At 40.2% G+C, this 4,031-nt stretch carries 4 protein-coding genes; all 4 read right to left on the minus strand.

The genetic code is table 11. The annotated features are described in order from the left end of the window. A partial coding sequence (feoB, locus tag K6D58_RS04810) for a ferrous iron transporter B (protein ID WP_296828185.1) occupies positions 1-2,209 on the minus strand: 2,209 nt, incomplete at its 3' end. A gap of 27 nt (positions 2,210-2,236) precedes the next feature. After that, the gene (locus K6D58_RS04815) at positions 2,237-2,458 is read right to left on the minus strand and encodes a FeoA family protein (RefSeq protein WP_184653442.1); all 222 of its coding nucleotides are present in this window, start codon (positions 2,456-2,458) and stop codon (positions 2,237-2,239) included. 42 nt (positions 2,459-2,500) lie between these two features. Continuing rightward, positions 2,501-2,710 (minus strand): FeoA family protein, encoded by a 210-nt coding sequence (locus K6D58_RS04820; RefSeq protein WP_296828189.1) that lies wholly within the window; start codon positions 2,708-2,710, stop codon positions 2,501-2,503. Between the two features lie 333 nt (positions 2,711-3,043). Next, the gene (locus K6D58_RS04825) at positions 3,044-3,985 is read right to left on the minus strand and encodes a family 43 glycosylhydrolase (RefSeq protein ID WP_296828191.1); all 942 of its coding nucleotides are present in this window, start codon (positions 3,983-3,985) and stop codon (positions 3,044-3,046) included. Positions 3,986-4,031: the final 46 nt, after the last annotated feature.

Below are 4,031 nucleotides of genomic sequence, written 5' to 3' on the forward strand. Positions count from 1 at the left end.
TTGTGAATGCATTAGCAAGGTTTGCCCATGCTTCTTCTCCACCATAAAGAACACCCATTGTTCCTACGATGTTTTCCTTTGCAACAAGACCTGTAACAGATGCAACAGTAGCCTGCCAGTTGCCCCATCCGAGAGGAGCAAAGATCCATGCAACTGCACCACCAATCTTAGCAAGAATACTTGAATCCATCTGATCTTCGCTAAGCATCATAAACTTACCGTCAACCCATCCGAAGAATGAAAGGAACCAGATTACGATTGTAGAAACAAGAATGATTGTTCCGGCTTTCTTGATGAATGACCATCCGCGTTCCCACATAGAGCGGAGAACAGCACCAACTGTTGGAAGGTGATATGCAGGAAGTTCCATTACGAATGGAGCAACTTCTCCAAGGAATGGCTTTGTTTTCTTAAGCATAATACCAGAACAGATAATTGCACCGATACCGATAAAGTAAGCTGATGTAGCAATCCATGGTGAACCACCAAAGATAGCTCCGGCAACCATTGCGATAAATGGAGTTTTAGCACCACAAGGAATGAATGTAGTAGTAATGATTGTCATGCGGCGGTCGCGTTCGTTTTCGATAGTGCGGCTTGCCATAATACCAGGAATACCACAACCAGTACCAACCAGCATAGGGATGAATGATTTTCCGGAAAGACCAAAGCGGCGGAAGATACGGTCCATAATAAATGCAATACGAGCCATGTAACCACAAGCTTCAAGGAAGGCAAGCATGATAAAGAGTACGAGCATCTGTGGAACGAATCCAAGAACTGCACCAACACCACCAACAATACCGTCAAGGATAAGACCCTTAAGCCAGTCTGCACAACCGATTGCATCAAGTCCCATTTCTACAAATACAGGGATACCTGGAACCCAGATACCATAGCTTGCAGGATCAGGAGCAGCACCTTCGTACTTCTTGAATGTATCAAGGGAAGCATTAAAGTCTTCTACAGTTGCTTCTTCTTTGCTTGATTCCATTGTTTCGTCATCAAGGAGTGTGTAAGAAACTGTTTCATCAACTGTATAGAGGGAAGCTACAGCTTCAAGTTCTGGAACAAGAGCCATACCGTCATAGTCTTCTGCTTCTGGATCAAGCTTTTCTGCAAGAGCAGCAGCAGCTTCATTTTCTTTAGCTTCAGCAGCATCTGTTACGAATGCAGAAAGGATTGTATCTGTATCACCATATTCTTCTGCAGCTTCTTCATAAGCAGCATTTCCGATACCAAAGAGGTGATAACCGTCACCAAAGAGACCATCGTTTGCCCAGTCAGTAGCATTTGCACCAACTGTAACCATAGCGATGTAGTAAACAAGCCACATAACAACAGCAAAGATTGGAAGAGCAAGCCAGCGGTTTGTAACTACGCGGTCAATCTTGTCAGATGTTGTAAGGTTAGAACGAGCCTTCTTTGTAACGCACTTTTTAATAATTGATTCGATATACTTATAGCGTTCAGCTGTAATGATGGATTCTGCATCATCACCAAGTTCGTCTTCACATGATTTAATATCGCTTTCAATGTGAGCAAGCTTTTCATCAGAAACTCCAAGAGCCTTGATTACTTTTTCATCACGTTCAAAAAGCTTTACTGAATACCAGCGGTGCTGTTCAGCAGGAAGTTCATGTACAACTGCTTCTTCAATGTGAGCAAGAGCATGTTCTACACAACCTTCAAAGCGGTGGCGGTACATCATTGGTGCACCTGCATTTGCTTTTTCTACAGCAAGTTCTGCAGCTTCAATACAGCCGTTTCCTTTAAGGGCAGAGATTTCTACTACAGGGCAGCCAAGTTCTTCTGCCATTGCTTCAACATGAATTTTGTCTCCGTTCTTTTTAACAACGTCCATCATGTTTACTGCAACAACCATTGGAATACCAAGTTCAGCAAGCTGAGTTGTAAGGTAAAGGTTACGTTCAAGGTTTGTTCCGTCTACAATGTTAAGGATAGCATCAGGGCGTTCCTTTACAAGGTATTCACGGGATACAACTTCTTCCAAAGTATATGGAGAAAGGGAATAGATACCAGGTAAGTCCATAATTACTACGTCACCATTGTGACCCTTAAGCTTACCTTCTTTCTTTTCAACAGTTACTCCAGGCCAGTTTCCTACAAACTGATTTGAACCTGTAAGAGCGTTGAATAATGTTGTTTTACCGGCATTTGGGTTTCCGGCCAATGCAATTTTAATCATTTTATATGCTCCTTAAAAAACTCCGAATTAGCAAGTTACCTGAACAAGTTCTGCATCACCCTTACGGATGGAAAGTTCATAACCCCTAACTGTTACTTCAACAGGATCACCAAGTGGTGCTACTTTACGTACGTAAATCTCTACACCCTTTGTAATACCCATGTCCATGATGCGGCGTTTTACAGCACCTTCACCCAGCAGTTTTTCTACTTTAACTGTCTGACCGGTTTTTACTTCTCTCAAAGTCATTTTGTATCTCCTTATAAAGCTTTACCAAAAATAATTACAAACTCAGATAATGATTTTCTGTGCCATTTCTTTACTGATGGCTACACGACAATCTTTAACCTGGACAATAATATTGCCGGAATTTTCAGAAATAACACTTACCTGTTCTCCAGCAATAAAACCAAGATTTGCAAGAAAGCGGCGAACTTCTTCTTTACCGCTTATTTTTTTGATGATTACCTCTTCTCCAGGACTGGATAAATTTAAAGGCATTTTTAGACTCCCTGAAACAAGTTAGACTTTGATAAAAGTTTTTACTGTTGTACAACATTTTTTAGCCATATACAACATACCTTAGCATTTGATAACTTTTCTTAGTTATTGATAACAAAACTTAGCATTGTCTAACTTTGTTGATAAAGTATATTCATGAGAAAAAAATGTCAATATGAATTCCATTATTATTTTCAACTATCAGAGGCTTTTAAAAAAAATTCCCCCTTTTTAAAGAAATTCTATTCAAAATAAACTTTAAAAAGGGGACCTGATGGTATGGCAGGTTTTATTCAAATGTATTTGTCAGAAATATATTATAGAAGATTCCGCTTATTTTTTTATAGCCTTTACTTCTCCGGTAACTGCATCGATTTCAAGCTCATCACAGTATTCCAGTTCTACAGAGCCGTCTTCCTTAAAATTAAGGGGATACCAGGTGTATGTAGACTCATGGTAGTGTTCACCATTCCAACGGTCTCCAACGTATATATATGAAGTTTTTTTGCTTCCCTTTACTGTAAGAATAAAGGCAGGCTGGCTGTGGTATGTTGTTTCATCACCAATTTCTGTAAGAAGTCCAAAGCCGCTTTCCATTTTGTCTGTCCAGGCATATTTACCCTGATTAGGAGCCCAACCGGTGCAGAAAGAAGAAAAACAGTAAAGCCTCTCCCCTACCCTTACAAAGGCCGGTGCTTCACGATATTCATTACTCCAGCAGCAGGCTGTTTCTTTTTCTACGTTAAGGTAATCCTTCTGAATCTGATAGATTTTCATGTCTGCATTACCCCTTGCAGCAGAAGCAAAGTAAACTTTTCCTCCGTCTTCAAAAAGGGTACAGTCCCTGGACATATTTCCGTAAGGGTTAAAGCTGCCATGGTAAACAAAATCTCCGTCCGGAGTATCGCAGGTAGCAATACAGGCTGCTGCACAGGAATAATTCTGGCCGTTTTCAAAGTGAGCCCACATTACGTATTTTTTTGTTTCTGAATTATAAATTACTTTTGGACGCTCGATATTTACTTTTTTACCGTCTTCATTTACCAGCATAAGGTTTCCGCGGATACGGGTGCTTTCTGTCTTAGACTTTACTGTAAGAATATTGTTGCAGAACTTCCAGTTTTTTAAGTCTTTAGATGAATAGCAGGCAACATAATTGTCATCAGTGCGGTTTTCGCCGTACCAGTACCAGGTATCTTCTACTTTTAAGATCCATCCGCCGTGAGCATGAAGTACGTTTCCTTCAGTGTCGTATATAATTGAACCGTTTTTCATAATTATTGCTCCCTTAATTTATGAATTTTATAAAATGGCAAAATTA

The sequence above is a fragment of the Treponema sp. genome (genome assembly GCF_024696245.1).
In the GTDB taxonomy this organism is placed as follows: domain Bacteria; phylum Spirochaetota; class Spirochaetia; order Treponematales; family Treponemataceae; genus Treponema_D.